The organism is Peribacillus folii (genome assembly GCF_030271255.1).
In the GTDB taxonomy this organism is placed as follows: Bacteria; Bacillota; Bacilli; order Bacillales; family DSM-1321; genus Peribacillus.
This window is the reverse complement of record NZ_JASJOM010000003.1, coordinates 250,809-275,491: the sequence shown is the minus strand read 5'-3', so window position 1 is coordinate 275,491 and position 24,683 is coordinate 250,809. Positions and strand designations below refer to the sequence as shown.

The window sequence follows — 24,683 nt, the reverse complement described above, 5'->3', positions numbered from 1 at the left end:
CTTTTTTTATTTACCTATTTCCAATGCTTTCATCATCATTCCCTTTGAAGCATTCAATACCGTCACATTTGCCTCATATGAGCGGGTGACGCTCATTAAGTCCACCATTTCCCTAAGCGGGTCGACATTCGGCATTTCAACGTACCCATCTTCATTCGCATCTGGATGATCCGGATTATAATCCAATTTAAAGGGCGTTTTATCTTTTACGATCCCCGTCACCTTGACACCATTTCCAACCCCGTCCGTTTTTTGGGATGCGGCGCTAAGGAAACTGGAAAAACCCTCTTCCTTGCTTTGCAGCACGACTGCTTTTCTTGTATATGGTTTCCAGGATTTCGCTTCCGCATCATATTCGCCTCTTGTCGTTTCGGCGTTAGCCATATTTGCAGAAATCACATCCATTCTCAACCGTTGACTGGTCAAGCTGGATCCGGTCATGTTTATACTTTGGAAAATCCCCATCATTTACCTCCCTTTAGTACATTCTCCAATGATTTGAACTTGCCAGATAGCCTGTCGGATACGGCATTGTAATAAATTTGATTGGCGGCAAGATCCGTCATTTCCTTATCTACGTCCACGCTATTGCCATTATTGTTATATTGGACATTTTTCTTTGTCACGATCTTTGTTGCCTGACTGCCTTCAGGGGTGAAAGCAAAATGCCTTGCATCTGTTCGATATGACTCTAGTGAAGATTCGAGCTCTGCCTTAAAGGATTGCGTTTTATCGACATCTTTGGCTTTATAGTTAGGCGTATCCGAATTTGCTATGTTCTGTGAAATGACTTTTTGTTTAGTATTAGAATAATTAAGAGCATTTTCAAGTGATCGAAAGGTATTTGAAAATAGTTCCATATCATTCACCTCTTTCCATCGATAACAATTAATTACTTTTCCATTAAATTAATCCAATGCATTTCTGGTTTAATTTTAAAGAAACAAATTTATTATGTCTATAAACATTACATAGACTTTAGACCTATTATAGTCGAAAAATGTCACAAATTGCTCAAATTTGACGTTTTCCATAGGCTTATTCATCGAGCAATCTAACGGTTTATTACATTTTGTTAGGGTATTCTACAATTTAACCATATTTTACTTCTATTAGCTTATTTATCATATCGAAAAACGTATCCATATACCTGATACTTTAGAACTAATTTTTTAATTTACTTTAAAGTAATTTTTTCCATTCACCTCTGGTCATCCTTTATTTAGTAAGGATTTTTTAAAACAGCAGGGGAAATTGATATATTCCGTTTTTTTGAAAAAAAACGCAGTTTTCTATGACCGGCAGCCATTCGACAAATTCAGCGAAAACAAAAGGGGAGCCGTGTTTCCAGGTACATTCATTTGACCCGGCCTTAAATCATTGCATTCGATCACCTTAAAGTTTTGGAATTATAATAATATAATTACCCTTTTTAAGAAAAATTTAACTGCTCACCAGAAAAACACACCTTATTTCACATCACCCACCATGCCCTTTAATTCGAAATACCTCTTTTTTCACTAAAGAACATAGGCAAAAGGAATTCCGTCCAATTGAAATGGAGGCGTTGAGCATGGAGGCTTTTGGACTCTGCTCTGGATAAACTTAGGGCCAAGCAAGTTCAATGCCACGCATGGGTAAATAAAAAAACTGCAGGCAAATTTGATTTTGATCAAATCAAATTTGCCTGCAGTTTGTGGCAGCCCTTTTAAAAGGACTGCACTTTTGGTGATTAGTTATTTTTAAGTTTTTCTAGTTCCAGAAGGAACTTATCGTTCAACACTTTGATATAAGTACCTTTCATCCCAAGTGAACGTGACTCAATGACTCCTGCGCTTTCCAATTTCCTTAGTGCATTTACGATTACAGAACGAGTGATTCCTACACGGTCTGCAATTTTGGATGCAACAAGCAGACCTTCATTTCCTTTTAGCTCTTCGAAAATGTGCTCGATCGCTTCCAATTCACTATACGATAACGATGAAATGGCCATTTGAACAACAGCTTTACTGCGAGCTTCCTCTTCTATCTCTTCTGATTTCTCACGAAGGATTTCCATGCCGACTACTGTTGCACCATACTCAGCCAAAATCAAATCGTCATCGTGGAATTTTTCCTGTAGACGGGCAAGCACCAATGTTCCTAAGCGTTCTCCCCCGCCCATGATCGGTACGATCGTCGTTAAACCAGTTTTGAAAAGCTCTTTGTTTTCCACCGGGAAAGCAGTGTATTCGCTATCGATATCAAGATTGGAAGACGTTTCAGGAATATTGAACAAGTTGTTCGTATACACTTCAGGGAATTGTTTATCTTCCAACATCTTGTACATACGTTCATTTTCGATTTGCTGGCTTACAGCTATCCCTAATAATTTTCCGCGGCGGCTGACAACGAATACGTTTGCTTCAATAACCTCACTCAAGCTTTCTGCCATTTCTTTAAAGTTAACGGATTTACCTGCTGCCTTTTGGAGCATTGCATTGATTTTTCTTGTTTTTTCTAATAAATTCATTTGATTTGTTCCTCCTAAAAAAATACCATGGTTCACATAACTATGAAGTTGTATTTCCGTAATTGTATGTTCATTACATCGGCAAATTTTTGCCATTGTTTCGTTCTTAAAGGATAAACTGGCTTAAATCTTTATTACGGGAGATAGAACCTAGCTTTCCTTCGACATATTGTGGTGTAATCGTGATCTTCTCCATCGTGATTTCCGGAGCTTCAAACGACAAGTCTTCGAGCAGCCGTTCCAAAATGGTATGAAGCCGTCTTGCACCAATATTGTCTGTATTTTGATTTACCTCGAAGGCCACTTCAGCTATCTTACGAACAGCATCGTCAGAAAATTCAATTTCTATACCTTCAGTTTCCAACAAAGCAACATATTGTTTTAACAAAGCATTATCAGGTTCATGAAGAATCCTTACAAAGTCATCTACGGTCAGTTTGTTCAATTCCACACGGATCGGAAATCTTCCCTGTAGTTCCGGGATAAGGTCGGATGGCTTTGCTATGTGGAAGGCACCTGCTGCAATGAACAGAACATGATCCGTCTTGACGGAACCATATTTGGTCACGACCGTTGAACCCTCTACAATCGGCAAAATATCCCTTTGCACACCTTCTCTGGATACATCCGCTGAAGAGCTTCCAGACTGCTTGCTGGCTATTTTATCGATTTCATCGATAAAGATGATTCCATTTTGTTCAGCACCATATACGGCTTCTGAGGTGACATCATCCATATCAATCAATTTACCAGCTTCTTCATTTGTTAATACGATCCTTGCTTCACTAACTTTCAATTTCCGTTTTTTGCTTTTCTTCGGCATCAAGCTCCCTAGGGCATCTTGCATATTCATCCCCATTTGTTCCATTCCCGAACCTTGGAGCATATCAAACATTGAAGCTGCCTGTTCTTCCACTTCAACTGTAATCATTTCATTTTCCAGTTCACCGTTTGCAAGCTTTGCCGCGACGATTTTTCTTTTTTCCTGCAAACTTAAATCTTCGGAATTTTCTTCCGATCCCTGTTCATCTTGATTGTTATTGCCACCAAAAAAGACTTCAAGCGGGTTTTTGAAGTTACTCTGTTTTTTTGCAGATGGCACCAATAGCTCGATTAAACGGCGATTGGCATTTTCTTCGGCACGTTCTTTCACGCTGGCCACCTTTTCTTCCTTCACGAGGCGGACGGAAGTCTCCACTAAATCACGGACCATGGACTCTACATCCCGGCCGACGTATCCGACTTCCGTAAATTTCGTTGCTTCAACTTTTACAAAAGGAGCACCTACCAATTTAGCCATTCTCCGAGCTATTTCCGTTTTCCCGACGCCGGTCGGTCCAATCATCAATATGTTTTTCGGAACTACTTCATCACGGAGTTGATCCGAGAGAAGCGATCGACGGTAGCGATTGCGAAGAGCAACTGCCACTGCACGTTTTGCATCACGCTGCCCCACGATATACTGATCCAGTTTTTCGACGATTTGCCTCGGTGTTAAATTAGCTTTATTTGACATTTGCGCTCCTCCTTACAACTCTTCCACGATTATGTTCGTATTCGTAAATACACAAATTTCCGCTGCAATTTGTAAAGATGACTGGGCAATTTCCTTTGCTGACAAATGCTCACTTGAAAATCGCATCAATGCCCTGCCGGCTGCAAGGGCATAGTTCCCGCCTGATCCGATGGCGAGTATCCCATCATCAGGCTCTATGACTTCCCCCGTGCCAGAAACGAGCAGCAAATGTTCCTTATCCATCACGACAAGCATAGCTTCCAACTTTCTCAATACATTGTCACTTCTCCATTGTTTGGCCATTTCGACGGCTGCACGCTGAAGATTGCCATTATACTCTTCAAGCTTTGCTTCGAACATTTCAAATAAGGTGAATGCATCGGCCACAGAGCCTGCAAAACCTGCAAGGACATTACCATTGAAGATTTTCCTGACTTTCCTTGCCGTATGCTTCATCACTACTGAATTTCCTAAAGTAACCTGCCCATCACCGGACATCGCGCATTCACCTTTATGATGCACTGCAAATATCGTTGTCATAAAGTGTCCCCTTTCAACATTTAAGCCCGTGGATGTGTTGCATTATAGACTTTTTTTAATTGGTCTTTTGTAACATGCGTATACACTTGCGTTGATGAAATTTTGGAATGACCAAGCAATTCCTGAACGGTGCGGATATCCGCCCCATTATTCAATAGATGGGTTGCAAAGGAATGCCTTAGCATATGGGGATGTAGACTTCCCTCCGCGGCTGACTTTTTAATCAATTCATTTAATATATAGCGAACTCCCCTAGGTGTCAGAGGGTCTCCACGAAAATTAACGAATAAATAAACATGCGCCTTGGCGTCAGACGAAGTCATTTCCATCCTGGCTGTACGTATGTATAACTCTATCGCCTCTTGAGCATATTTACCCACCGGAACGTAGCGATCTTTTTTTCCTTTCCCATGCACCAGTACTGTGCCCAGGGACAAATCGATATCCTGCAGCTTAATCTCACAGCATTCACTTACGCGAATGCCAGTGGCATACAGTAATTCCAGCAATGCATTGTTCCTTATTCCTATCGGCGAATCTTTCTTTAAGGAAGAAAACAATTGCTCCATTTCCTTCTCATAAAAAAATCGTGGCAGTTTTTGATCCTTTTTAGGCAAAGAAACAAGAGCAAAAGGATTATCCTTCACATCGCCTTCACGTAATAAGAATTTATAAAAACTCCTCAAGCAGGATGTTTTCCTTGCTACAGTGCGCTTAGAAAGTTTTTTCTCATATAAACTCGTTAAAAACAACCGGACATCAAAATATTCAACAGACGTGATATCCATCATGCCCTGTTCATCGATAAACAGGAAAAATTCGAGAATATCACGTTTGTAGTTTTCAATGGTGTAATGTGAACTGTTTTTTTCAATTTGTAAATATTCAATGAAGGATGATAATGCCTTGTTTTGATTCATCATGGAAACACCTCGCAAAGGCTAATAAATAGTATCATACTTTAAAACGGCAGGCAAATATTTTACAAATTTTTCACAAAGTTCTGAATTGTGTCCAAAGCGCGTTTAGCATGCGTCTCGTTCCGTTCTTTTTTTGATTTGATCCTTACTTCAAGGTCTGGAAGTAAACCAAAGTTGGCATTCATCGGTTGGAAGCTCTTTCCGTTAGTCGATGTTATATACCTTGCCATGCTGCCCATTGTCGTCTCGGCAGGGAACACAGCAGGATCTTGTCCTTGGACGATTCTTGCTGCATTGATACCAGCTACCAGCCCCGAAGCTGCGGATTCAACATACCCTTCGACACCAGTCATCTGGCCTGCAAAGAATAAATCATCCCTATTCTTGAATTGGTACGTAGGCTTAAGGACGTTAGGTGAATTTATGAATGTGTTACGGTGCATAACTCCATAACGGACAATTTCCGCATTTTCCAATCCAGGTATCAGCCTTAGCACTTCTTTTTGCGGGCCCCATTTTAAATGTGTCTGAAATCCAACAATATTGTATAGGGTACCTGCTGCATCATCTTGACGCAATTGAACGACAGCGTAAGGACGTTTTCCTGTTTTTGGATCTTCTAAGCCAACAGGCTTCAGCGGACCGAATAGCATCGTTTTCTTCCCGCGCGATGCCATCACTTCAATTGGCATGCATCCCTCAAAAAAGATTTCTTTTTCGAATTCTTTAAGTGGAACCGTTTCAGCGGAAATCAATGCTTCATAAAAGCGATCAAATTCTTCCTCTGTCATCGGGCAGTTCAAATATGCAGCTTCCCCTTTATCGTAACGGGATTTTAGGTATACCTTATCCATGTCGATGCTGTCCTTTTCAAGAATAGGAGCGGCTGCATCATAGAAATATAAGTATTCTTCATCCATGATTCGCTTCAAGCTATCGGAGAGGGACTGACTTGTAAGCGGACCTGTTGCAATGATGGTGGGACCATCAGGGATCTCGGTCACCTCTTCATTAATGACGGTTACATTCGGATGATTCTTCACCCGTTCCGTTACAAGTCCGGCAAATTCATGGCGATCGACAGCCAGTGCACCGCCGGCTGGTACAGCACAGGCATCTGCTGCGGACATAATGACCGAATCAAGTATGCGCATTTCTTCTTTCAATACTCCGACTGCATTTGTTAACGTATTTGCCCGAAGTGAGTTGGAACAAACAAGTTCAGCGAATTTATCGGTATGATGGGCTGGCGTTTGTTTCACCGGACGCATTTCGTATAGATCCACTTTAATTCCTCTTTTAGCTAACTGCCAAGCCGCTTCACTTCCAGCAAGCCCCGCACCGATAACACTTACTTTTGTTTCTTTCATTTTCCGAACCTCCATGTATAGATATGATAAGACAGGATCATTTATCATTAAAATTGCTTTCATAAAACGTTTCATTTTTAACGATATCTATGTATTTATAATTAGAAATACCCATTCCTGCTAACGATAAGTATAAAGCATACACCTCGGATAAGGCATACCTCTTGCAAACCTTTTTTCCTAAACGGATAACCTGGCGCAAAGAGGAATTATATCTTTAAAGGAATACACTTGTCCACTGAATTTTACATCACATGCACCAAATAAAAAAGTTTCATGTTCCATCCATTTTCTTCTTGAGAAGTAATCCTTCACGTTACCATGATACCATACTTCCATGAACATAAAGAAACTCGGCAAATGCCGAGTCAGTGTATATATTGAATTTTCTTCCGAAAGCAGGGAAAAAGGTGTAATCCTTTCAATCCTATGCTTGAGGCGTTTCTTTGAAATCGCAGTCCATACACTGGACCTGCACACCTTTTTTGAGTTTTTTCTCAACAAGTGTGCCCTCACATTTCGGACAACTACGCGGAAGGGGCTTATCCCAGGATATGAAGTCGCACTCCGGATAAGTATCACAACCGTAAAATATACGGCGCTTTTTACTCTTCCTTTCGATGATGTTCCCTTCTTTACATTTCGGGCATTTCACACCAATTTCTTTAACGATTGGTTTGGTGTTACGGCAATCCGGGAAATTACTGCAAGCCATGAACTTCCCGTAGCGTCCCATTTTAAAGACCATTTCATGGCCGCATTCCGTGCAATCTTCCCCAGCTGGCTCATCTTTAATCTCGATCTTTTCCATCTCTACTTCCGCTTTGGCCAAATGAACCGCAAATTCCTTATAAAATTCGTCTATGACCTTTATCCATTCGATACTGCCTTCTTCGACACTATCGAATTCCTGCTCCATCTTGGCCGTGAACTCGGTATCAAGAATGTCCGGAAAGAATTCACGTATCAATTCAAGCACGATCTCACCAAGCTCCGTTGGGATGAAGCGTTTGTTATCCAAGGTAACATAGCCCCGTTTTTGAATCGTATCCAAGGTCGGTGCATATGTAGAAGGCCTGCCTATGCCAAGCTCTTCCAAGGTTTTGACAAGTCGGGCTTCTGTATAGCGGGGCGGAGGCTGAGTGAAGTGCTGCTTCGGCTCGACATCTTTCGAAAAGAGCTGATCGCCCTTTTTTACATCTGGAAGGGAATTTTCCTTTTCTTCCACAGAATCGTCGGAACCTTCCACATAAACCTTCATGAAACCTGGGAACTTGACCTTGGATCCGTTGGCCCTGAAGATCACCTCGCCATTATGAAGGTCAATGCTCATCGTATCCATGACGGCAGATGACATTTGGCTGGAAACGAACCGTTCCCAGATCAATTTATATAGACGGAATTGATCTCTGGATAAAAACTCCTTGACGTTATTAGGTTCCCGCAGTGTACTGGTGGGCCGAACGGCTTCATGCGCGTCCTGAGCATTGGTTTGTTTTTTCTCTTTACGCTGTTCAACCTGAACATACTCCTTCCCATAGCTATCTTGGATGAAGGTATGCGCTTCCTGCTTAGCGATATCCGATATTCGGGTCGAGTCCGTTCTCATGTATGTGATTAACCCGACTGTCCCTTCCTTTCCAAGCTCGATTCCTTCATATAGCTGCTGGGCCAGCATCATCGTTTTCTTTGCCCGGAAGTTCAGTTTACGCGCCGCTTCTTGTTGCAGTGAAGAAGTCGTGAATGGTGCTGCCGGATTACGCTTTCTTTCTTTTTTAGCTACGGTTCCAATCGTAAATTCACTGCCTTTTAAAGAAGCGAGCACTTTGTTGACGTCCTCTTCGTTCTTTAATTCTTTCCGCTCTCCGCCGATGCTGAAAAAGGAACCTTCGAATTGTTCTTTTCCTTTCACGAAATCGGCCTTGATTGTCCAATACTCTTCCGGGTTAAAATCTTTGATTTCTTTCTCCCGGTCGATGATCATCCTTACAGCAACCGATTGGACCCGTCCGGCACTTAAGCCTTTTTTTACTTTTTTCCACAGCAGCGGGCTAATATTGTACCCGACCAAGCGATCCAGAATCCTTCTTGCCTGCTGGGCATCAACCAACTTCATGTTGATCGGCCTTGGTGATTTAAATGATTCCTTGATCGCCTCTTTCGTGATTTCATTGAATACCACACGGCAATCGGAATTGATGTCGACATCGAGACTGTGAGCCAAATGCCAGGCTATGGCTTCACCTTCCCTGTCGGGGTCAGCTGCGAGATATATTTTTTTCGCTTTTTTTGCAGCGGTTTTCAATTCTTTTAAAACCGGGCCTTTGCCGCGGATCGTTATATATTTAGGTTCATATTCATGTTCAGTATCGACACCCATTTGACTTTTAGGCAAATCGCGTACATGCCCCATGGAAGCCTTTACTTTATATTTTTTTCCCAAGTAGCGTTCTATCGTTTTCGCCTTCGCTGGCGATTCCACAATCACTAAGTAATCTGACATCCAATAAATCCTCCTCAAAGAGGTAATATAAATCTTCACTATTATTAATCATTCAAAAATCATTTGTCAACACCCCGTTACTTTTCCAAGCATGCTGACATACATATTCTTAATCATTTTGTTAAGCGATTCCATTTGCAAAACTTATAACAGTTTTACAATATTTTCAACCCTTTTGTCTAATATTTCAACCCATTCAGTTGAAAAATTACCTTTTTTCACTAATTTATGGACTGATTTTCCGTCTATCTTCTATATTATATTGCGAAAAAATTCCTCCTCGATTTGATGGGAACTTAACACAAGCTTGGCTCCATCGGCGATCAATCGATTTGTCCCGACTGATTCAGGACTCGTTACATTGCCTGGAAGCGCAAATACCTCCCGCCCTTGTTCCAAAGCGGTTTGTGCCGTAATAAGGGAACCGCTTTTTTCTTTTGCCTCCACAATGAACACTCCTTGGGATAATCCGCTGATGATTCGGTTCCTAAGCGGGAACATCCATGGCTCCGCCCTCATTTCCGGCGGAGTCTCGGAAATGAGCAGCCCTTTATCGATGATTTTCTCAGCTAGGGGGATATTGGACTTTGGGTATATTTGCATAAGCCCTCCTCCCAGGATTCCTATCGTATCCCCGTCCGCTTCTAAAGTGATTTCATGAGCCCTTGAATCGATTCCCGTTGCAACGCCGCTGATGATGACGTATTTTTTTTGTGCGAGGGGCAATAAAATCGTTTTTAAGGCCTTCAGTCCATACGAGGTCGGCTTGCGCGTTCCAACAACACCTAGCGTATCCTTCCTCCCTAAGAGCTTCTTATCGCCTCTGTAATAAAGAACCCAAGGCGGATCGAATATTTGTTTCAACAAAAAAGGATAATCCTCATCTAGCATCGTTATCCAATGAATTTGGTTTTCTTGATATTTTTTGAGTTTTTCAATGGTATTGAGAGAATGTAAATCTTTGAGAAAGAGGTTAAGCTTATTAGAAGGGATAGGGAGCAATTTTACCCATTCATTGCGTTTGGTTGTGAAGAGGGAAGAAAGGGATGGATCATTCGACATGATTGTTTGGATCGTTTTCCATCCTGCTCCCCGGCAGTGATGGAGGTGGATTAACTTTTCGATTCTATTCAATGGAAGCGCCCCTAGTCATTTATTTTTTAAGAGGTTGATTGTGGCAGCGTAAGCCGTATTGCATGATTCCAAGAGAAGTGGAATGAAATAAAGGCCGACCCCATGATAGGTCGGCCAGCATGCATCAATGTGTTTTACAAGGTTCGTAAATGCCTTTTTCCTTCAGGACGGAAATCAATGTTTCACCCATTACCGATGGAGTCTCTGCAACTTTGATTCCACATTCGTTCATAACGCGGATTTTCTCGTCAGCAGTACCTTTTCCTCCAGAGATGATGGCACCTGCGTGTCCCATGCGTTTACCGGCTGGAGCCGTACGGCCGCCAATGAAGCCTACAACCGGTTTTGTCATATTTTCTTTCACCCAGATCGCTGCTTCTTCCTCTGCTGTGCCCCCGATCTCGCCGATCATGATCACTGCATGAGTCTCCGGATCTTCATTGAAAGCTTTCAATACATCAATGAAGTCCGTTCCATTGACGGGATCACCACCGATGCCTACAGCTGTCGATTGTCCGATGCCCTCTTGAGATAATTGATGAACAGCTTCATACGTTAAAGTCCCGGAACGGGAAACTACGCCTACATGGCCTTTTTTATGGATGTAGCCTGGCATGATACCGATCTTGCATTCTTCAGGCGTGATGACACCCGGACAGTTCGGCCCGATCAAGCGGGTCTTTTTGCCTTCCATATATCGTTTAACCTTGACCATATCAAGAACAGGAATATGCTCCGTAATGCAAATCACAAGATCAAGCTCCGCATCAACGGCTTCCAAAATCGCATCTGCAGCAAATGGAGCAGGAACGTAGATTACCGATGCATTCGCTCCGGTTTCAGTGACTGCTTCGGAAACTGTATTAAATACAGGTACCCCTTCCGCTTCCGTTCCACCTTTACCCGGAGTGACTCCGCCAACGATCTTCGTACCATATTCCAACATTTGTTTTGTATGAAATAATGCTGTTGAACCAGTGATTCCCTGAACGATCACTTTCGTATCTTTATTAATAAAAACGCTCATTATGTTCCCCCCTGCCTATTATCCTACAAGTGATACTATTTTTTGTGCTCCATCTGCCATTGATTCAGCAGCCGTGATATTCAAACCTGACTCTTTAAGGATCTTTTTACCAAGATCCACATTCGTCCCTTCAAGACGAACCACTAAAGGAACATCTAGGCCAAGCTCTTTGGCAGCAGCTACGACGCCCGCCGCAATGATGTCACATTTCATGATTCCGCCGAAGATGTTAACGAAAATGCCCTTAACATTTTGATCGGACAAGATGATTTTGAAAGCCTCTTTAACTTTTTCCTCCGTAGCGCCGCCGCCAACATCAAGGAAATTGGCCGGATCTCCCATATAATGCTTAATGATGTCCATCGTTGCCATAGCAAGCCCGGCACCATTAACCATGCATCCGATATTACCGTCAAGCGATATGTAACTAAGGCCATGTTTCGATGCTTCAATCTCTTTCGCATCCTCTTCATCCAAATCACGGAATTCCGCAATATCCTTGTGGCGGTAAATCGCATTATCATCGAAGTTCAATTTAGCATCAAGTGCCATGACGTTGCCATCACCCGTTACGACTAACGGATTGATTTCAGCGATTGAACAATCTTTTTCAACGAAAGCTGTATATAAGTTCACCATAAGCTTGGAAGCTTTATTTATAAGTTTCGCCGGGATATTGATATTGAAGGCGATCCTGCGCGCCTGGAAGCCCGTCAGGCCGACAACCGGATCAATCACTTCTTTGAAGATCTTCTCCGGAGTCTTTTCAGCCACTTCTTCAATTTCCGTTCCGCCTTCTTCAGAAGCCATTAAAACGACACTATTGGTAGCACGGTCCAAGACCAGGCCGATATAGTATTCTTTCGAAATGTCGCAGCCCTCTTCAATAAGTAAACGCTTAACTTCCTTGCCTGCAGGACCAGTTTGATGGGTCACCAGTGTTTTACCAAGAATCTCTTGTGCATATGTACGCGCTTCATCAAGGTTTTTCGCTACCTTAACTCCCCCGGCTTTACCGCGGCCGCCCGCATGAATTTGAGCTTTTACGACAACAACTTCCGTACCTAACTCCTTCGCCGCTTCCACTGCTTCATCTACAGTAAAGGCAACCCGGCCATTTGGAACGGATACCCCGTATTGTCGCAAAATCTCTTTCCCCTGATACTCATGGATATTCATTTCCCATCCTCCTTATCTACTAAAAAACAACTTTGGGATTTAATGCGTGTTTTCTCTTACATAGTACAACAAAATTCTGCTTTGTGCATAATATTCTTTCGTTTTTTTTGGAAAGAATTATAATAAAATACTTATTTCAAAAGGAATAAATCGGTAATTTATTCGCTTTCATTTTCATTCATTTCAATTATTCGCTATCCCCGTTCTTATTCTAGTAAAAGGAAATTTTAGAAGCGATTTAACAATAAAACCTGTTATGAAAGCCTTTTCCTGGTTGTTAGTTAAGGAAATAACTTTTAGAAATTATAGTTTTTTCAAAAAAAACAGTCTTTTCCAGTATTATCCCAACTAAAAAACGAAAAGGAAAATTCCTTTTCGTTAATCTGTTATTATGTTTTTAATATAATGAAATTCTTTTGACATTTTCCCTATATTTCTACATAAACCTACATGAATCACCTTTAAAAAATCATGTATCCATCATTTATCCTTCAGCTGTGTATCCCTGTCCGCTTTATAAATGAAGGCAAATACCTCCGCAACAGCACCATATAATTCTTCCGGTATCGTCTGATTTATATCCAGCTGCCCCAAAAGCGCCGTTAACGACTCATCGCTTTGGACAGGAATATTCAGCTTCTTCGCCTTTTCCAATATATTTTCCGCTGTTTTCCCTTTTCCTTTCGCCAAGATGACAGGGGCGCTCGATTTCTTTTGATCATATTTTAAGGCAATCGCTTGTTTTCGTTTCTCATTTTTCATATGCGAATATCCACCCCGCTATAAGAACCAGCTTCCTGCAAAGGTTCGGACTTCGGCACTTTGCCGCCGTTCTTCGGGTTAACAAAGGATACACCGGATAATCTGTAATCCATCTTTTCCAAATTCCCTCTCAAGGGGGACAAATATTGTTTGGACGCCTCTTCCATGTGTGACACTTGCTCATTGATGATCGTCACGCTTATGACCCGGTTTTGAACCTGCATGTCGATGACCGTTTCTTTTATGCCTTCTAGCTCTAAATAAAACAGGACCCTGCAGTAATCGGGATCGATTTTGCCATCTTCCGTTTTCCTTCCGCTCCATTGCATTGTTAAATCTGTTTGAGTTTGTCCCAGATTCATCGGAAGTGTAAGGAGCAGATTCTGCAACGGTCCATTTTCCTGTGAAAGGATCTGCTGGGCCGTGATCCGATTCAGGAGGTGTTCGGCTACCTCCTTGATATTCGCTGGAGGTTGTTCATTCAAAAGCTTTAACAGCAGCGGCTTAAGTGTCTCTAAGTCCTGGGGGCTTTCCGCCAGAGTCGTTCCAGATTGATTGATGAGTGCATGCTCCAGATGAAGGCCGAGTAATTTGCTCAACTCTTTAAGCTGATGTGCAACTGATGCCCCATTCGTAAAATGGACGGTCTGGTATTCGCTTTCCAAAATATTGGCGAGGATCCTTTTTTCATGATTTTTTAACGGCATGGTCTCAGGAGGATGCTGTATAAGCGACTGCTGGATCATCTCGGCTGCCTTGACCTTCGCTCCAGCTACCTCCCCTTCATTCCCATTCAAATAAGCCAGGAGTGCATTCACTGACATATTGGAACTCTCCGCTTTTTTTACTGCTGTCGCTTCAGCAAAAGCATCGGCAAGCAAATGAAAGGAAAGCGAAGATATTTTTTCGGTCGAAAGGTTTTTCTTCTGAACCTGCTGGATATCAGCCGGCGTTTGCGTTTTCATACCTGCATCATCCATTAAACGATGTAATTTACTTTCGCCTTTTTCAAGTTCCCCCGTTAACCCGCTCTTTGCATTTGACAGTATTTGCAAGTCTTTGATCAATTTATCCATTGCTGGATTGCCAGTAAATCCTGACCTCGCCTGGGCTCCATCGATCACCTTGTTCAGATATGTATATTCCGACATTTCCTTAGGGATGAAACCTGTCTTTTGAAGCAGGGAAAAAGCACCGGATTTCAATTCAGCTGCGGAACCGGAATCAAGCCAGGTCGTCACAAGTTGCTGCAAACCAGTTTGTTGAATGTGGTTCATTCCAGCAACTTGCAAAGCTTCCAATACGGCCAGTAACTTGACGGAGGTTATCGTTTTCTGCCCCATCACCTGTATCTGCTGTTGGAGGGTAGCCAGCAATTTATGGAAGGGTTCTCCCTTCGCCTGTGCCAACAATGCATCGAATACCTCTTTTACAACGGGGAGTTGCTGAACGAACATCGTTTTTAGGATGGGCAGGCCAGCTTCGGGTGAATCAGCAGCTTTTATCCATTGCAAAGCGGACTCGAAGGTTTCCTTGGTTATTGGAAGACGATTTTTAAGGAGATATTCGGCAAGCTTGGCTGCTGCAGGCTCGGAAGGCATACCAAGGTGGGCGATCAATTGTGCTGCCGCCCCTCCATTTACATAGGAGTCATTCGCATTCGGCAATTCCAATACCCTTAACACAAGTTTTCCTTCATTTTGCTGGTGCACTTGAAACCAATACCTCGCCCCGGTATAAAGGGGGGTATCGAGGGTTGCAATCATCTTTTGTTCGCCAATTTGCACCTCGGCCATTTGGTTAGGGAAAACCTTATTCACTTTCCCGAAAAGGATTTGCCCATTTTTCAACCGCGCAGTTCCCAGCATCTCGATTGATGGAGATGCTGGTTGATCATTTGTAATGGATTGCATCGCTCATCCTCCCTTAATCATTCATTCGTGCAGCGATTTCCTTGACTGGGGCAAAACTCCTTCTATGCCATGGGGTCAGCCCGTGCTTGTCCAGTGCGTCCAAATGTTGGCTTGTCCCATAGCCCATGTGCTTTTCGAAACCATATTCCGGATACCTCTCGCCATAATCCTTCATCATCCGATCACGGGTCACTTTCGCTATGATGGAGGCGGCAGAGATACTGATGCTTCTTGCATCCCCTTTTATGAGTGAAAGCTGCGGTATCGGAAGATCCAGTTCCATCGCATCGATCAACAAATGGTCCGGAAGGTCTGACAGATCGTTCACAGCTGCAATCATCGCCTTCTTCGTAGCTTGGTAGATATTGATTTCATCGATTATTTCGCTATGCACTACACCGACCCCAATGGACAGGGCTTCCTTATAAATCATTTCATAAAAAAGTTCCCGTTTGGATTCCGGAATCTTTTTGGAATCATTCAGCCCTGGCAAATAAAAGGATTGGGGCAGGATGACAGCACTGGTCACAACCGGCCCTGCCAGAGGCCCCCTCCCCACTTCATCGATACCAGCAAGAATGGAAAATCCCTGTTTGCGAAGGTGCCGTTCAAACTCCGTCATTTCCATGAATGCAGTCTTTTCCCGTTGCCCCTTTTCATACTTCCTTTGCCATTTGCCGACTAAATCGGCCACTCCTTTTCGGCCATCCTCCAAGCATTCTTGCAAAAATACATCTTCTGGATCGTTAACTTCATGTAACTTTGCAGATATTTCTTTTATACTCATTATCGTTTTCATCATTAATCACCCATCATCTTCATTATCGGCAGACTTGCTTCTTACTTACAGCCCAAATAAAAATACGGAGCGGAAAAGGGACATCAAAAAAACTTTGATATCCACCTCCAACTCCGTATCCAGCAGCTTTGCCATCAAAACTAAAGCCCGCATTAGCTATCTCCGCGTCAAGTTATTCCGTGATGATCTCCTCTTCATAATCCATAGGCACCTCTAACGTAAGCGGCCCCATCTTTTCCGAGCGGATTTCACGTACGACCAATTCGGCGGTTTTATCATAATCAATGAAGCCCCCAGATGCCAAACAGCCCCTGAACTTTCCGACAGCATCGAAAAGCTCGAGTGTTTCTTGAGGAATTACATCAAGGTTATAACGGGATTTCATCCTATCCGGATATTCCCTTTCCAAGAAACGGAGCCCATATAGGGATACTTCGTGCAGGTTCAAGATCGTATCCTTGATCGCTCCTGTCAAAGCTAGCTTCAAGCCCACTTCTTGATCCTCAAATTTAGGCCAGAGGATTCCTGGCGTATCCAGCAGCTCCATTTCCTTGCCGACTTTTATCCATTGCTGTGCTTTGGTGACACCGGGCGTATTCCCCGTTTTTGCAATGTTCTTTTTGGCAAGTCTATTGATTAACGTTGATTTTCCCACGTTCGGAATTCCCACTATCATCGCACGGATCGCCCGCGGCTTAATTCCTCTTGACTCCATCCGGTCATACTTCTCTTTTAAAAGTTTTTTCGCGGCAGCCGTGATCTGATTTAACCCATTTCCTGCCTGAGAGTTAATTGCAATGGCCGTCTTCCCTTGTGCTTTATAATGATCCAGCCACATATTCGTTTTTGCCGGATCAGCCATATCCGCTTTATTCAAAAGGATGACCCTCGGTTTATGCTGTATGATTTCATCGATCATTGGATTTCTTGAAGATGCCGGGATCCGGGCATCCACCAGTTCAAATATGATATCGATAAGTTTTAATTTCTCCGTTACTTCCCGTCTCGCTTTGGCCATATGGCCAGGGAACCACTGTATTGTCAATGGAATCAACCTTCCTACTATTCCGCCAATCGAAAGTCTTCGATTGGCCAATAAACTAATTTAGTTTCTCCTAACACTTTATCGTAAGGGACGACGCCCACACTATCGTAGCGGCTGTCCTTGCTCAGCCGGCGGTTATCCCCCAAGACAAAAAGGTGGTCTTCAGGAACCGTTTCTTGGCCTATGACATCGCTTAACGTAAACGGCTCCGTCAAAGCTCCGCCATCTATCAATTGCTTTTTGTATTCATCCAAGTACGGCTCAGCATAAGCTTTTCCATTCACGTAAAGTGTGTCATCTTTATATTCGACCTTTTCGCCTGGCAATCCGATGACCCGCTTAATGTAATCCTTGCCTTCTGGAGCATGGAACACGATGATATCGAATCTTTTCGGTTCACCAATCGAATAGGAGATTTTATTAATGATCATGCGGTCGGTATCCTTCAATGTCGGCATCATGGAATTGCCGTCCACGACAATAGGAGCCAGGAGGAAATACCGAATCAGTGTCGCAGCTATGACCGCGATTATGACCGCCTTTGTCCATTCCCACAATTCATTTTTCTTTTTCGCCATCCTTACCCACCCTTTTAGAATGCATATCAACAATCATTTTAACATGTCCAGGACGCTATAGCGAGCATTCATCAGTTTCATCAAGTGCAAAAAGGGAGCCTGATGAACAAGCTCCCTTTTTGCATGACACTGTTTGGTTATTCACCTTATGTGGATCATGGTAAACCCGCATTGAGATATTCGAGGGATTAACGACGAATTTCTTTAATACGTGCTTTTTTACCACGAAGTTCGCGTAGGTAATAAAGTTTCGCACGACGTACTTTACCGTGACGGATAACTTCTAATTTTGCAATTTTTGGTGTGTGAACAGGGAAAGCACGTTCAACTCCAACGCCGTAAGAAATCTTACGCACTGTGAAAGTTTCGCTGACTCCGCCGCCACGACGTTTGATTACAACGCCTTCAAACAACTGGATACGTTCGCGAGTTCCTTCAATAACCTTTACGTGTACACGTACTGTGTCACCAGGTCTGAATGATGGAAGATCTGAGCGAAGTTGTTCTTTTGTAATTTCGTTAATAATATTTTGCATCGTTTCCAACTCCTCCTGGACGCTCTTGCAAATACTGAATGTTTGCAGCGGAACATCGTTATAAGACTGAGCATTTTGCCCAAGTCACAAGGTATATCCTATCATATTCTTAACTTCGATGCAATAGGGATCAGTCTTCTTTCTGAATCTCGGACAATAATTTTTTCTCAACATCCGAAAGCTCATAGCTCTCGAGCAAATCGGGACGCCTCATCCACGTTCTGCGCAATGATTCCTTCATCCGCCATTCATCGATTTTTTTGTGATTTCCGGAAATGAGCGGATCAGGCACTTTCATTCCCCGGAAATCTGCAGGTCTAGTATAATGGGGATGCTCTAACAAACCAGAAGAGTAGGAATCAAGGATCGGAGAGTCGACATTTCCCAAAACGCCAGGCAGCAAACGGACCACGCTGTCAATAATGACCATGGCTCCCAATTCCCCGCCTGTAAGCACAAAGTCACCAATTGATATCTCATCCGTTACGACATGTTGGCGGATACGCTCATCGTATCCTTCATAATGTCCACAAATGAAAATGAGATGTTCTTCTTTTGCGAGCTCTTCGGCTTTTTTCTGCGAATAACGCTCTCCTTGGGGGCAAAGCAGGACTACCCGGGGGTTTTGTTCAGCTTGTCCTTTTAGAGCTTCCACGGCATCAAAGATCGGCTGTGCCTTTAACACCATCCCGGCACCGCCGCCGTACGGATAATCATCAACCGTCGAATGCTTATTATCGGCATGATCCCGGAAATTGGTTACCTTATAGCTGACAGCCTGCTTTTCGGCCGCTTTTTTTAAAATCGATGAGCCCAATACCCCTTCAAACATGTCTGGAAAAAGCGAAAGTACATCGATTTTCATCAATCCAAGAGCCCTTCCATTGGTGTAATGGTGACCTTTTTGGCGGCTATGTCCACTTCTTTGACAATTTGATCAATGTACGGTATCAAAATATCCTTGCTCCCGGCTTTCTTAACGACCCAAACGTCATTGGCACCCGGCGTCAGTACCTCAATGATTTCCCCAATTTCACTGCCCTCATCCGTAAATACGGTACAGCCGATGATTTCATGGAAGTAGAACTCCCCTTCGTCCAAAGGACCAAGCTGTGCTTCCTTGACTTTCAAGACGCCGTTTTTAAAAGCCTCGACCTGACCCAGGTTATAATAGTTCTCGAACGTCAAAAGATTAAAGTTTTTATGCGTGCGGTGCGACCTGATGACAAGCGGCAAAGGCTTCTTTTCCGTATCCCTGAACAAATACAGCGTATTCCCCACTTTATAACGTTTTTCCGGAAAGTCCGTTGAAGAAATGACTCGTACCTCTCCTAATAAACCATGGGTGTTGACGATTTTACCTACATTAAACCAGTTTTCCATTCTTTCACCTCTAACGAATTTCCGAGACGATTCCATCTTTTATGACAATCGTCTTCGTTGCCATAATTTCGTCCCAATCTGCCCCGATTTCCACATCAATGATACTTTGAACTTCCCGTTCCTTCAATTCGCTTCCGGCGGGAAGGATTTCCAGCTGCTCCATCTGAAATTCAAGCAGTTTAATTTTTTCCTGCCTCTGATTTATTTCCTTTTCAAAATGGGCACGCAGGCTGGCAGGCTGATGATTTCTTGTTTTTTCAAGTTTTTTCAGCTCAAACCTGAGTTGTTCACCCTCTTTTTGAAGCTGAAGGCGTTTTGATTTGTAATTCTCGAGGAGCTGACTCTTGCTGGATTCCGTTAATACTTGGTTAACGATTACATTTTGGAGAATTTTCATTCCAGCACCTCCTATTATCTATGGTTTCTTATTTCCTTCAAAAAATATGTATGATGGGGTAATCTTTTTGAAAAATGGGGGGCATTCTCTTAAGTATAACGTAAATCAATAAAAGATGCGTCTTAAAAAGGCGTAAAGTTTCACTCAGGGCCATATTCAGAAGCGCGGTTAGCCCGGATTTTCACTTTCTTGAAGTGCAAAAAAGGAGGGGTATTAGCCCTCCTTATTCGGAAATCTCCAAATAGATTTTCTTCTGCTGTGAAGATCCTGCTGCATATACTACAGTCCGAATCGCCTTAGCAACACGCCCTTGCTTACCGATGATCTTGCCCATGTCCTCTTTATGAACGGATAGGGTATAGACAATCCGGTCGGACTCTTCCTTGGAGGCCACACTGACCTCTTCAGGAAAATCCACAAGTGCCGAAACAATCGTTTCAATTAATGCCTTCATCAACTACCGTCGATTACTTGCTGTTTTTTGCAACATGGAATTTTTCCATGATGCCTTGTGTTGAGAATAAGTTACGAACTGTATCAGATGGTTTAGCTCCATCTTGTAACCATTTAAGAGCAAGCTCTTCGTTGATTTCAACTTTAGCTGGTTGAGCAACCGGGTTATAAGTTCCTACAACTTCAATGTAACGTCCGTCACGTGGTGAACGGGAATCTGCAACTACAATACGATAGAAAGGAGATTTTTTAGCTCCCATACGTTTTAAGCGAATTTTTACTGCCATTTTAAATAAGCACCTCCGAATAGTTTCACACAAGATAGTATGATATCAAATGTCTTGTATGTTTGTAAAGGTTTTTTTCTTAACAGGTAAAAAAAGTGTTGAACTACATGGCTTCAGCATGCGTTTACGCTTATTTTCGACCTTGAAATAAACCTTACATGAACGGGAATTTGAATCCCTTTTTCTTTCCTTTTTGCATGTTCGTGACTTGTTTCATCATTTTTTTCATTTCTTCGAATTGCTTCAATAAACGGTTCACTTCTTGAATCGATCTGCCGCTGCCTTTTGCAATCCGTTTCTTGCGGGATGCATTCATGGTTTCTGGATGTTCCTTTTCATGGGTCGTCATGGAACGGATGATGGCCTCAACATGACCGATTTGCTTGTCATCGATTTGAAGATTGTCCATCCCTTTCATTTTGTTCGCACCAGGAATCATTTTCAGAATATCATCAAGCGGTCCCATATTCCTGACCTGGCCAAGCTGTTCAAGGAAATCATCAAAAGTGAAAGTCGCTGTACGCATCTTTTTCTCTAATTCTTTCGCTTTTTCTTCATCAACATTGGCCTGTGCCTTTTCGATAAGGGTCAATACATCACCCATGCCGAGGATTCTTGACGCCATCCGTTCTGGATGAAATGCCTCAAGCGCGTCCAACTTCTCTCCCATACCGACGAATTTGATCGGCGTGTTCGTGACTGAACGAATTGAAAGTGCCGCACCACCGCGTGTATCTCCATCGAGTTTCGTCAATACGACGCCAGTCAGGCCGAGCTGATCATTGAAGCTTTCGGCTACATTGACCGCATCCTGCCCCGTCATCGCGTCGACCACAAGGAAGATTTCATCCGGTTTTGTCAGTTCCTTAATATCCTTCAGTTCGCCCATCAGGTTTTCATCTACATGAAGTCGGCCTGCGGTATCGATCAAAACATAATCATGATGCTCTTCCTTCGCTTTTTCAATCGCCTGTTTCGCTATTTCGACAGGACTGATTTGGTCACCAAGGGAAAAAACAGGCATGCTTAATTGTTTGCCAAGTGTTTCAAGCTGCTTAATCGCCGCCGGACGGTAAATATCAGCCGCAACGAGCAATGGCTTGCGGTTGTATTTCTTTCTAAGAAGATTGGCAAGCTTTCCGGTGGTCGTCGTTTTACCAGCTCCTTGAAGACCGACCATCATGATGACGGTCGGAGGCTTCGTGGCTACGGCAATCTTGCTCTGTTCGCCGCCCATCAGCTCCGTCAATTCTTCCTTAACTACTTTAATTACCTGTTGACCGGGGGTTAAGCTTTTCAGCACTTCCTGACCTACCGAACGTTCACTGACACGCTTTACAAATTCCTTCACGACTTTAAAGTTAACGTCCGCTTCAAGCAGGGCCAATCTAACTTCACGCATCATTTCTTTAACGTCTGCTTCATTGACCTTACCTTTTCCGCGAATCTTTTGCATCGTGCTCTGCAGTCGGTCGGCCAATCCTTCAAATGCCATATTGCCGCCTCCTAATCCAACTTCTCAAGCGTCGTGATTGCATCAAGCAGCTTCTCCTTTGAAAAGGAATCCTTTTCAATGAGTGCCTTCATATTGGCAATCCACTGGTTACGCTCTTGAAATTTTTGAAATAACAATAGCTTAGCTTCATACTCCTCAAGCATCGCTTCTGTTCTTTTTATATTATCATAGACTGCCTGCCTACTCACTTCGTATTCATCGGCAATCTCCCCAAGAGAGTAATCATCCAGATAGTAGAGGGACATATAGCTCTTCTGCTTATCTGTTAACAACGATTGATAAAAGTCATACAAATAGTTAATCCGCGTTGTCTTTTCAAGCATCTTAGCAAGCCTCCCTGCTGTTAAGTGAAAACCCTTTACAAGTTTATATTGTATCTCCTTGCTTATATGATGTCAAGCTAAACTCCTTACCACTTGTTTAGAGCTAATCATTTTTTTCTTTTTCTTGCTTCAAGGAGGCGTTTCATGTCTTGTTTACTCTTTATAACAACGAGTGCTGATACGATTCTTCATTCGTCTGTTGCCGCCAATTGCTGCCTAGAGCCTAGAGATGTCCTCTACTTTAGTGAGCATTTCATTATCGCAAAAAAGCCCCCAAATCTCCGTTATCGCGAGATGATCTAGTTATAGAGGAGAAAAGTTCATAATAACCCGCGCTTCCTCTCAGGCACCCTGTAGGACGTTTAAAACGCAACTCTTCATTTTATGTTATTTGTTCTGTATCTATTTTGAAATGACAGTAAACATCCCCGTCATATTCGGAGAGTAATCTTTAAAATGATATTTTTCATAGAAAGGTTCTTTACCTTGTGACGCAAACAATCCTACAAACGCCTTATCTGACGCATAGATCTTTAAGTACTCAACCAAATGATTCATTATTTCCTTACCAATACCGTTATTTTGATGATCTGGATGAACGACGATATCTTGAATATAGAAATAAATGGCTCCATCCCCTACAATTCTACCCATACCCACAATTTGTTTTTGATCTTTGACTGTTAGACAGTGAATCGAATTCCCAAGTGATGCTTCCGCCACATCGAAATTTATGTAGTCGGTCCAACCGACTGACTCACACAAATATGTGTATTCTTCCAGTGTCGGAGCATTATTTTCAATCTCATATTTACTCAAAAGGTATCCTCCTAACCTTTAGGACATATTATCCTTGATGGATGAAACGCTGAATCAGCTTTTCTTTAAATACTATAATATCAACAAAAAAACCGGAAGAGAATAATCTTTTCCGGTTCACTAAGCAAGCTATAATTAAAGCTCATCTTTTTCGATAATATCAGCAAAAAGGCCGTAAACATATTTCTCGGCATCGAATTCCTGAAGGTCATCCATTTTTTCACCAAGACCGACGAATTTAACGGGAATGGCCAGTTCATTGCGAATTGCCAAGACGATTCCGCCTTTTGCCGTGCCATCAAGCTTTGTTAAAACAATTCCCGAGACATTCGTCGCTTCTTTGAACGTCTTAGCCTGAATCAGGGCATTTTGTCCGGTCGTTGCATCAAGGGCAAGAAGCACCTCATGTGGCGCACCCGGTACTTCACGTTCAATTACGCGTTTCACTTTTTCCAGTTCCTTCATTAAATTCACTTTATTTTGCAGGCGACCGGCCGTATCACATATCAGGATATCCGCTTTTCTAGCCTTTGCAGCCTGAACGGCATCGAACATGACCGCGGCGGGATCGGATCCTTCTCCTTGTTTGATTACACTGACACCGACGCGCTCTCCCCATACTTCAAGCTGTTCGATAGCACCAGCACGGAATGTATCCCCTGCTGCCAGTACAACCGATTTACCTTCACTCTTGAACTTATGAGCAAGTTTACCGATAGTCGTCGTTTTACCAACCCCATTCACGCCTACAAACAAAATAACCGTCAAACCTTCTTCTTGGATATTCAGCTTTGAGGTATCACCGTCATCCCCTTGGTAGATGTCAACAAGCTTTTCTGAAATGACGGACTGCACTTCCCTTGTGTCCGAGATATTGCGAAGCTTGACCTCCGTTTTTAATTGATCAATCAATTCCATCACGGTATCGAAGCCAACGTCAGCTTGAATCAGGATTTCTTCAAGTTCTTCAAAAAAGTCCTCATCCACTTTCCGGTAACGGGCAACAAGCTCATTAACTCTTCCAGTAAAGGAATTCCTCGTCTTTGTCAAACCTTGCTTGAATTTCTCCCCTATGGAGATTTCTTGTACCTCAACTTCTTTTTCCTTCTCTTCTTGGGTCGTAAACTTCTCTTTTAGCTTTTTGAAAAAACTCATTGTCCCACTTCCTCTC

26 protein-coding genes are annotated in these 24,683 nt (G+C 42.8%); all 26 read right to left on the bottom strand.

Annotation, left to right across the window (positions count from 1 at the left end; translation table 11 throughout):
- Positions 1–6: 6 nt before the first annotated feature.
- On the bottom strand, positions 7–465 hold the full coding sequence (gene flgC / locus QNI08_RS06405) for a flagellar basal body rod protein FlgC (protein WP_285766590.1): 459 nt from the start codon (positions 463–465) through the stop codon (positions 7–9).
- Positions 465–860, bottom strand: a complete 396-nt coding sequence (gene flgB, locus QNI08_RS06400; protein ID WP_285766589.1) for a flagellar basal body rod protein FlgB — start codon at positions 858–860, stop codon at positions 465–467. The genes flgC and flgB overlap by 1 nt, the downstream gene beginning before the upstream one ends.
- An 872-nt stretch (positions 861–1,732) precedes the next feature.
- A complete protein-coding gene (gene codY, locus QNI08_RS06395) occupies positions 1,733–2,512 on the bottom strand; it encodes a GTP-sensing pleiotropic transcriptional regulator CodY (RefSeq protein ID WP_285766588.1) in 780 nt (259 codons plus the stop codon).
- Between the two features lie 106 nt (positions 2,513–2,618).
- Positions 2,619–4,028, bottom strand: a complete 1,410-nt coding sequence (hslU, locus tag QNI08_RS06390; protein ID WP_285766587.1) for an ATP-dependent protease ATPase subunit HslU — start codon at positions 4,026–4,028, stop codon at positions 2,619–2,621.
- Positions 4,029–4,040: 12 nt separating this feature from the next.
- Complete coding sequence (gene hslV / locus QNI08_RS06385; RefSeq protein WP_285766586.1) at positions 4,041–4,568, bottom strand: HslVU peptidase proteolytic subunit; 528 nt, start codon at positions 4,566–4,568, stop codon at positions 4,041–4,043.
- A 20-nt stretch (positions 4,569–4,588) separates the two neighbouring features.
- Positions 4,589–5,491, bottom strand: a complete 903-nt coding sequence (xerC, locus tag QNI08_RS06380) for a tyrosine recombinase XerC (RefSeq protein WP_285766585.1) — start codon at positions 5,489–5,491, stop codon at positions 4,589–4,591.
- Positions 5,492–5,550: 59 nt separating this feature from the next.
- Positions 5,551–6,858: an FADH(2)-oxidizing methylenetetrahydrofolate--tRNA-(uracil(54)-C(5))-methyltransferase TrmFO gene (gene trmFO / locus QNI08_RS06375; RefSeq protein WP_285766584.1), complete on the bottom strand. Its 1,308-nt coding sequence runs from the start codon at positions 6,856–6,858 to the stop codon at positions 5,551–5,553.
- A gap of 427 nt (positions 6,859–7,285) precedes the next feature.
- Positions 7,286–9,361, bottom strand: a complete 2,076-nt coding sequence (topA, locus tag QNI08_RS06370; protein WP_285766583.1) for a type I DNA topoisomerase — start codon at positions 9,359–9,361, stop codon at positions 7,286–7,288.
- Positions 9,362–9,613: 252 nt separating this feature from the next.
- Entirely contained in the window at positions 9,614–10,495 is an 882-nt protein-coding gene (gene dprA / locus QNI08_RS06365; protein ID WP_285766582.1) for a DNA-processing protein DprA, read from the bottom strand.
- Positions 10,496–10,619: 124 nt separating this feature from the next.
- Entirely contained in the window at positions 10,620–11,522 is a 903-nt protein-coding gene (gene sucD / locus QNI08_RS06360; RefSeq protein WP_285766581.1) for a succinate--CoA ligase subunit alpha, read from the bottom strand.
- 18 nt (positions 11,523–11,540) lie between these two features.
- The gene (sucC, locus tag QNI08_RS06355) at positions 11,541–12,701 is read right to left on the bottom strand and encodes an ADP-forming succinate--CoA ligase subunit beta (RefSeq protein WP_285766580.1); all 1,161 of its coding nucleotides are present in this window, start codon (positions 12,699–12,701) and stop codon (positions 11,541–11,543) included.
- Positions 12,702–13,181: 480 nt separating this feature from the next.
- Positions 13,182–13,463, bottom strand: a complete 282-nt coding sequence (locus tag QNI08_RS06350) for an EscU/YscU/HrcU family type III secretion system export apparatus switch protein (RefSeq protein WP_285766579.1) — start codon at positions 13,461–13,463, stop codon at positions 13,182–13,184.
- The gene (locus tag QNI08_RS06345; RefSeq protein WP_285766578.1) at positions 13,460–15,376 is read right to left on the bottom strand and encodes a hypothetical protein; all 1,917 of its coding nucleotides are present in this window, start codon (positions 15,374–15,376) and stop codon (positions 13,460–13,462) included. Before QNI08_RS06345 ends, QNI08_RS06350 begins: the two co-directional genes overlap by 4 nt.
- A 13-nt stretch (positions 15,377–15,389) precedes the next feature.
- Positions 15,390–16,163 carry a ribonuclease HII gene (locus QNI08_RS06340; RefSeq protein WP_483313750.1) on the bottom strand — a complete coding sequence of 258 codons (774 nt, stop codon included), beginning with the start codon at positions 16,161–16,163 and terminating at the stop codon, positions 15,390–15,392.
- 184 nt (positions 16,164–16,347) lie between these two features.
- Positions 16,348–17,220: a ribosome biogenesis GTPase YlqF gene (gene ylqF / locus QNI08_RS06335; protein WP_285766576.1), complete on the bottom strand. Its 873-nt coding sequence runs from the start codon at positions 17,218–17,220 to the stop codon at positions 16,348–16,350.
- Positions 17,221–17,237: 17 nt separating this feature from the next.
- Positions 17,238–17,798, bottom strand: coding sequence for a signal peptidase I (lepB, locus tag QNI08_RS06330; RefSeq protein ID WP_285766575.1), 561 nt, complete (start codon positions 17,796–17,798; stop codon positions 17,238–17,240).
- 188 nt (positions 17,799–17,986) lie between these two features.
- Positions 17,987–18,334 (bottom strand): 50S ribosomal protein L19, encoded by a 348-nt coding sequence (gene rplS / locus QNI08_RS06325; RefSeq protein ID WP_057913433.1) that lies wholly within the window; start codon positions 18,332–18,334, stop codon positions 17,987–17,989.
- Positions 18,335–18,464: 130 nt separating this feature from the next.
- Positions 18,465–19,199, bottom strand: coding sequence for a tRNA (guanosine(37)-N1)-methyltransferase TrmD (gene trmD / locus QNI08_RS06320; RefSeq protein ID WP_285766745.1), 735 nt, complete (start codon positions 19,197–19,199; stop codon positions 18,465–18,467).
- A complete protein-coding gene (rimM, locus tag QNI08_RS06315; RefSeq protein ID WP_285766574.1) occupies positions 19,199–19,717 on the bottom strand; it encodes a ribosome maturation factor RimM in 519 nt (172 codons plus the stop codon). The genes trmD and rimM overlap by 1 nt, the downstream gene beginning before the upstream one ends.
- A gap of 10 nt (positions 19,718–19,727) precedes the next feature.
- Positions 19,728–20,114 carry a YlqD family protein gene (locus tag QNI08_RS06310; protein ID WP_285766573.1) on the bottom strand — a complete coding sequence of 129 codons (387 nt, stop codon included), beginning with the start codon at positions 20,112–20,114 and terminating at the stop codon, positions 19,728–19,730.
- Positions 20,115–20,337: 223 nt separating this feature from the next.
- The gene (locus tag QNI08_RS06305; protein ID WP_285766572.1) at positions 20,338–20,568 is read right to left on the bottom strand and encodes a KH domain-containing protein; all 231 of its coding nucleotides are present in this window, start codon (positions 20,566–20,568) and stop codon (positions 20,338–20,340) included.
- A 13-nt stretch (positions 20,569–20,581) separates the two neighbouring features.
- The gene (gene rpsP / locus QNI08_RS06300; RefSeq protein WP_048684918.1) at positions 20,582–20,854 is read right to left on the bottom strand and encodes a 30S ribosomal protein S16; all 273 of its coding nucleotides are present in this window, start codon (positions 20,852–20,854) and stop codon (positions 20,582–20,584) included.
- A gap of 154 nt (positions 20,855–21,008) precedes the next feature.
- Positions 21,009–22,349 (bottom strand): signal recognition particle protein, encoded by a 1,341-nt coding sequence (gene ffh / locus QNI08_RS06295; RefSeq protein ID WP_285766571.1) that lies wholly within the window; start codon positions 22,347–22,349, stop codon positions 21,009–21,011.
- A gap of 11 nt (positions 22,350–22,360) precedes the next feature.
- Positions 22,361–22,693, bottom strand: a complete 333-nt coding sequence (locus tag QNI08_RS06290) for a putative DNA-binding protein (RefSeq protein ID WP_285766570.1) — start codon at positions 22,691–22,693, stop codon at positions 22,361–22,363.
- 402 nt (positions 22,694–23,095) lie between these two features.
- Positions 23,096–23,512: a GNAT family N-acetyltransferase gene (locus QNI08_RS06285; protein ID WP_285766569.1), complete on the bottom strand. Its 417-nt coding sequence runs from the start codon at positions 23,510–23,512 to the stop codon at positions 23,096–23,098.
- A gap of 135 nt (positions 23,513–23,647) precedes the next feature.
- Positions 23,648–24,667: a signal recognition particle-docking protein FtsY gene (gene ftsY, locus QNI08_RS06280; protein ID WP_285766568.1), complete on the bottom strand. Its 1,020-nt coding sequence runs from the start codon at positions 24,665–24,667 to the stop codon at positions 23,648–23,650.
- Between the last annotated feature and the right edge of the window lie 16 nt (positions 24,668–24,683).